This is a genomic window from Bacteroidota bacterium, from assembly GCA_018831055.1.
Lineage (GTDB): Bacteria > Bacteroidota > Bacteroidia > Bacteroidales > B18-G4 > M55B132.
On sequence record JAHJRE010000026.1, the window covers coordinates 1 to 6,604 of the forward strand.

The 6,604-nt window shown below is 38.5% G+C and carries 6 protein-coding genes; 4 read left to right on the forward strand and 2 right to left on the reverse strand.

The genetic code is table 11. From position 1 onward, the window contains the following. The 3 genes from KKA81_01830 to KKA81_01840 form a co-directional block, all read left to right on the forward strand. Positions 1–2,280 (forward strand): T9SS type A sorting domain-containing protein (locus tag KKA81_01830; GenBank protein MBU2649649.1); only part of this gene is annotated, 2,280 nt, incomplete at its 5' end. 1 nt (position 2,281) lies between these two features. After that, positions 2,282–3,895: a T9SS type A sorting domain-containing protein gene (locus KKA81_01835; GenBank protein MBU2649650.1), complete on the forward strand. Its 1,614-nt coding sequence runs from the start codon at positions 2,282–2,284 to the stop codon at positions 3,893–3,895. A 77-nt stretch (positions 3,896–3,972) separates the two neighbouring features. Then, positions 3,973–4,365, forward strand: a complete 393-nt coding sequence (locus KKA81_01840) for an OsmC family protein (GenBank protein ID MBU2649651.1) — start codon at positions 3,973–3,975, stop codon at positions 4,363–4,365. A gap of 1 nt (position 4,366) precedes the next feature. On the opposite strand, the gene KKA81_01845 is transcribed toward KKA81_01840, so the two are convergent. Beyond that, positions 4,367–4,873 (reverse strand): response regulator, encoded by a 507-nt coding sequence (locus KKA81_01845; protein MBU2649652.1) that lies wholly within the window; start codon positions 4,871–4,873, stop codon positions 4,367–4,369. Beyond that, positions 4,870–5,934, reverse strand: a complete 1,065-nt coding sequence (locus KKA81_01850; protein ID MBU2649653.1) for an undecaprenyl/decaprenyl-phosphate alpha-N-acetylglucosaminyl 1-phosphate transferase — start codon at positions 5,932–5,934, stop codon at positions 4,870–4,872. Before KKA81_01850 ends, KKA81_01845 begins: the two co-directional genes overlap by 4 nt. Positions 5,935–6,260: 326 nt before the next feature. Here KKA81_01850 and KKA81_01855 point away from each other — a divergent pair. Further along, positions 6,261–6,604, forward strand: a 344-nt coding sequence (locus tag KKA81_01855; GenBank protein MBU2649654.1) for a heme-binding protein, incomplete at its 3' end; no start/stop codon positions are given.

A 6,604-nucleotide genomic window follows, 5' to 3' on the forward strand; every position in this document is an offset into this window, starting at 1 on the left:
GGGTATTATATACCAACAGGAGGGATAGTGCAATCATACGGCGGAGTATTTAAAGATAATATCATTGGGGTGTGTTTTTATCCCTATCAAAATTTCAATCCCCAAACCAGCGAACCGGCCAATAATCTCAGCAGATTTAAAAATACCGGATTCATAACCACAGAATTTCTTTACGGAATGGAAATTGAACCGGGCGAATCAGCCATTCCGGAAACATTCGTCGATTTGCAATCGGTAGAAGGTATTTTGTTCAAAGGCAACACCTTTCAAAACCTGGCAACGACAAGTGATGAAAGCCGTGGTACTGGAATAAGATCCGGTAGTGCCGGCTTCTATGTTTATAATGAATGTGCCATTTCCAATACAACGCCTTGCCCGGAATATTACATTAGCATTTTTGAACACCTGGATTATGGAATCCTGGTACTGGATGACAGGGAATCCTTACCCATCGTCATTGATTCCGCAACCTTTACCGATAATAAAAGAGGGATTCTGATGAGCGGGGTCAACAATGCTGAAATATTCCATAACACCTTTGAAATGGATATGCCTGATAGTTATCACAGCACAAGTGATACTTTGATAGGGGTATATCTTGAGGCCTGCCAGGAATTCCTTTTGACAGAGAATTATTTTACAGGATATTCCGGCACGCAAATGGATCATGCGGCCATTTATACGCATAACCTTGGGCCATATTACAATGAGATTTATAATAATTCTATTGAGAATCTGTCTTGCGGGATTGTTACCGCGGGGGAGAATAGGAATGGTAATGCTGAAGGTCTTTGTATTCTTTGCAATGATTTTACTGATTGCCAATATGATGTTTATATTATACCTTATGGTGGAATGGTTGTGGAAAACCTTGGAATTGCAAAGAACCAAGGCATGGTATCAGGACAAAGCTATTTACCTGCAGCAAATACTTTTACAGATGATGAAGAATATCAGGACCTTGAATATAATATATATAATGATCCTGATGATCTGGTTCAGATAAATTACTATCACCATGAAAATCAGTTAGGTTTTATATTAATGCCATATCCAGTTGAAAATGTTCATAGAGAACCGATGTTAGGTATTATATATAACAAAGAAGCAAGTTGCCCATCACTTCTTTCAGGAGGTATAGACCTTTTATATGAAAACACTAATGTTATTAATGAGTCCAGTATAATATTAGATTATACTGATAGCTTAAACCTATTAGTCGATGGAGGGAGTACAGAAAGTTTAAGCTTTGATATACAAACAAGCATGCCCTATGAAGCAATGGACTTAAGACAGCAGTTGCTTAATGAGTCCCCTTATCTTTCTGATACTGTAATGAAATCTGCCATTGAAAAGGAAAATGTGCTACCAAATGTAATGATCAAAGATATTTTGGTAGCCAATCCTCATTCAGTAAAATCTCCAGATTTATTACGCCAATTAAACAACAGATTGATTTTAATGCCTGATTATTGGATGGCAGAGATTATGGATGGCATTAACTACTACGGTGCAAAAGAGCTATTGGAAAAAAGCCTTGCGCTGCATTCTTCTGCCCGGGCACAATCATTTATGAAGTTAATTAGTGAATATAAATATGACACATTAAACGCATATGCAAGAGATAGCCTTAAAAATTTGCTTAAAACCAGGCAGAATGTTAATGCTAAATACAGACTTGCTTATTTGTACTTGATGGAAAATGATTCAACAACAGCAAATAATATTATTGATAGTATCCCAATAAACTTTGTTTTGGATGATAATGAACAATTTGAGCATGGACTGCATAATGACCTGGTGGATATTCAGAATCACTATTGGAATAATAATTATTCATTGGATAGTATTGATATTCAAAATTTACAAAGTATTTCTTCCAATATAAATACTTTACAAGGCATTTATTCAAGGAATCTTTTAGTAATAAATAATCTGCAAGAATTCAAAGAAACAATATATCTGCCTGATAATCTAAAAAGTGGTATTGTTTGGGATATAACATATAATAGTAATACTATAGAAACGTCAATAGTTCAGATTTATCCCAATCCTTCATATAGTTATTTCATCATAGAATATGATTTGAATGAGCCTGTTGAGTCAGGAAAAATTATAATTTCTGATGTTTTAGGAAAACAAATTCAAATGTACAGAATTGAAGGACAGCAAAACCAAATACTGTGTAGTACGGATAAATATACAACAGGAATGTATTTCGTTCATGTATTCATTAACAACGAATTAGTTGAAAATCATAAGTTAAATATCGTTAAATAAAATGGCCATATATAGATTTATAATTATTGTAACTATTAGTATATTTTTGCAAAACCCTGGATTTTGTCAAAATAAATGGATTCAATCATACCTGGGTAACAAATCCGTATTTGGAGAAGACTTTGAGGAATCATATGATAAAGGCTATCTTTTAGCCGGTTACTATGTTACGGCAACTTTTCCCAATTTTTCCTGGATAATTAAAACGGATATTAATGGGGAAATGCTTTGGAACAAGACTTTTGGAGAAACTAATTCATTTATTGCATTAGCAGATATTGATATTAACAATTTCGGTGAAATTTTTTGTGTGGGATTTACTACTTATTACGATCCGTTTCAAGATCCGATTATTATTAAAATTAATCCTTGTGGTGAAAAGCAATGGTGCATAGTTTATCACACACCTGGTGATATGGATTATGCTTATAATGTTTTAGCCTTAGAAGATGGAAGTGTTGTTACAATTCTAAAGTACACAGGCTATTTTCCACCTGGAAATGATAGAATTTGTCTCGCAAAATTTGATTCCCAGGGCGATATGATCTGGAAAGAATGTTACAATAGTCCAGATACATCTATGATAAATGAAGATGCACGCTCCTTTATTTTAACAAATGATAGTGGCTATTTAATAACTGGAAGTTGTGATTATGAAGATCCATTAAATCCAGGATTATATTGGGCGAAGCCATATTTCATTAAAACAGATTCAAATGGTGTTTTCCAGTGGGAAAGAGTTGCATTTAAGAATGTTGGTGGAGAATCCGGTGGATTTGCCTGGACCACAACACTTAATGATAGAAATGACTATTATTATTCTTCAATTAGCCATCATTCATCCATTACAGGGAATTATTCGCCCGCTTTAATGAAAATGAATTTAGATGGATACATTATCGACACTTATGATTTAGTATATGGATATAAACATGGGGGATTAGGGTATTCGACATTTTTAAATGATTCTGTTCTAGCAGGAAGTGCCGGTTGGGGAAATACTGAGGATGACATCGTAAACCATGCTGTTTTATTTGATACCGTTGGGAATATAATTAATTATACTGATTTGGTGAATGATATTTATGGAAGCATCCTTCAAAAATCATTTGATCAAAAGCTTTTATATATGTATAGCACATATCAGTCCAACCAATTCGACGTTTATCTGCGCAAGCTCAACCAAAACCTGGAAGACGACAGTATTTATACTTTTCCCTTTAAATACGATTCCCTTTGCCCATACCCCATCGCATCCGACACCATTGTCCCGGATGACTGCAGCCTCATCGTAGGCACCACAGAATGGCCAGACATAAACACAAAAACCAATACCACCGATGCCCTGGAGGTTTTCCCGAACCCGGCGTATGAAGAAATACATTGTAAATACAGAATATTGGAACGAAGTGGAAATCCCGACTTGTCGGGACAGAATACAGAATTGACAATTAGCCTGTATGACATCTGGGGAAGACTTATTGAATCGGTAAAAATTCCTTCCGGGCAATCGCAGATACGCATCGATGTTTCGGATTATACGCCCGGGGTGTATTTCGTGGTGCTGAAATCAGATGGAGAGGCGATTGGGAGAGAAAAGGTTGTTATCTATTGATTACTGAATGTCGATTGCCATGAACATTTTCCTTCCTGAAGCATTTATAGAGAAACTAAATTAAACCTGAAAAAACCATGAAGATCTTTTTTCCGGGCAATAAAAAGGTTTTTGCCGATTTCAACGGATTTACCATCAAGACAGACCAGTCGCGGCAGGGCGGCGGTGACGCCGAATATCCGGAGCCGTTCACTCTCTTCCTTGCTTCCCTGGGTACCTGTGCCGGGATCTTTACCAAGGCCTTTTGCGACCAGCGGGGAATACCTGCCGATGATATCACCCTCGACCAGGAGCAATCGTACAATCCTGTTAAAAGACTGATCGACAAGATCAATATTACCATTAACGTACCTTCTTCGTTTCCTGAAAAGTACGACAATGCACTTATTCAGACAGCCTCTCTTTGCTCGGTTAAAAAGCATTTAAAGGATGAAATTGAAGTGAGCGTGACGATAAACCGAAAGAAATAGATCAAAGAAGCAGGATCCCGAGTATGGCGACCACCGCGATTAAGGCTGCAAAGACTATAATAACGCGTTTCCTGTACTGACGTGACTTATATTTCAATTCTGCGATCTCATTTCTCAAATCCCTTATCTCAAAAACATTTTTAACGGAGTTAAGCAGATTGTCGAAAAAAACTTCATCTTTCAGGATATAATCAACGGCTCCTTTTTTCAGCAGGCTGACTGCATTTTTCAGATCTTCCATGGAAGTGAGCATGATGACGTTCTGTGAAGGTGCTTTTATCATGATCTCCTTTAAGATCTCTCCTCCGTCCTTGGCGTTTTTGTCGTGGCTGTCGAGCTGGAAATCCAGAATGATCACATCGGGGTTTTCGGAAAGTTTTTCCAGCATGGCTTCACCCGTATAGAAAACACTCACCCGGGCACCCAGCTTTTCCTTCAGTCCGTTGCATACCGTTGCGGCGAAAAGCTCATTGTCATCGATAAGGAATATGTGTTTTTGTTCTTTCATTTATCCAGGTTTTTAGAAAGGAAACGGTTTTCGGAGAATATTTCATCTGCTTTTTTATGCAGGAAGCGTTCCCTGATCTGGTTGAGGATGATGCGCCTGATATTCAACATTTCCGTCATCAGAATTGCCAGGATGAACAGGACGGGAATGGCAAAGTTGGGATTCAGGGTTTTCATCATGAATCCTGCACCGATGATCACCAGGTTGGAAAAATACAGGACCAGGGCTGATCTTGTATGATTGTATCCTGTTTCGATCAACAGGTGATGGATATGGTTTTTATCCGGTCTAAAGGGTGATTTTTTGTTTTTCATCCTGACAATGAAAACCCGGAGGGTGTCGTAAACAGGAATGAGAAAGATCCCAACCATCACGATCATGATATTTCCGTTCAGATTAAGACTTTCTGTGATAACCGTTGCTTTCTGGATGATCAGGATCCCGATGACCGCCAGGGTAAAACCGATGATCAGGGAGCCGGTATCTCCCATGAATATTTTGGCTGGGTGAAAATTATAATACAGGAAGGCCAGAAGGCTGCCGGCCAGTGCAAAGGCCAGGATGCTGAATACGGATTCTCCTGCCAGCAAGAAAATAATTCCGATCAGTGTGGTGTTTATGAAGGATACCCCACCGGCCAGTCCGTCGATGCCGTCAATCAGGTTAAAAGCATTCGTTACTCCCACAATGATCACGATGGTAAGCATATACTGAAACCAAACCGGTATTTCCTGGATACCAAGAAATCCATAAAAACCCTCAATACGTATGCCGCTGAATGCAATCAGAAAAGCCGTGATAAACTGGACCAGGAATTTTTTCGATGGAGATAGGTCTTTCAGGTCATCTAAAATGCCGAGTACAAACAAGATGATCAGGGAGGCTATGATGTAATAGAACTGTGTGTTCCCGGAAAAAATCATGAAAGTAACCGAAGTAAGGAAAAACCCAAGGAAGATACCTATCCCGCCAAGAGTAGGGATGGGGTTCTTATGTAGTTTTCGCTGATCGGGTTTATCGGTAAGCTCAAAACGGACTCCTGCCCGTATGATGGCAGGCATGAGCAGAAAAGTTATCAGAAATGAAATTACAGGGATAACTACTGGGATGAACCAGTCTCCGAAGGTTTCATTACCTGGGTTCAATAAAGGAATGTCAGACATTTCAGTTATAAAAAAAACTAATTTGACATCAAAGGATTTGAATTGATTTCAATAAGTTTGCTACGTAAAGATCTGGTGTTGCAAGGGATCGAATCAATAAAACTAAAACATTAATTAAGTTATAGTTGCACTTTATTGAAGCGTTCCTTAAATTAGTACAATAATACGAAATATTGTGCCTCGAATCAAATAATTTCATATTATTATATAATTATCTTTAATGTATGAACCAGGAAGAAAACATCGTATTTAGAAAATCCTCCCTGACTTTGGAGGTTGCCCGTGAAATGATCAAGCGGGCAGAGGAAAAGGCGGCGGAAACAGGTATTGCCATTACCACCTGTATTGTGGATGAGAGTGGAGTCTTAAAGGCTTTCAGCAGGATGGACGGATCGCCTCTGATGGCGGTGGATGCGGCCAGAAAGAAAGCCTTGACTGCTGCAGGTATTGGTTTGTCAACCGGTAAAGCATGGTATGATTTTATCAAAGACGATCCGATCCTTTTGCATGGAGTTCAGGGAATTACGGATTTTATGCTGTTGGGAGGAGGGCTTCCCTTGCGCCATGA

Bases quoted from the DNA above. Each gene is read 5' to 3' on its own strand.
- KKA81_01835 (MBU2649650.1), top strand. From the start codon at position 2,282: ATGGCCATATATAGATTTATAATTATTGTAACTATTAGTATATTTTTG.
- KKA81_01840 (MBU2649651.1), top strand. From the start codon at position 3,973: ATGAAGATCTTTTTTCCGGGCAATAAAAAGGTTTTTGCCGATTTCAAC.
- KKA81_01845 (MBU2649652.1), bottom strand. From the start codon at position 4,873: ATGAAAGAACAAAAACACATATTCCTTATCGATGACAATGAGCTTTTC.
- KKA81_01850 (MBU2649653.1), bottom strand. From the start codon at position 5,934: ATGCCTGCCATCATACGGGCAGGAGTCCGTTTTGAGCTTACCGATAAA.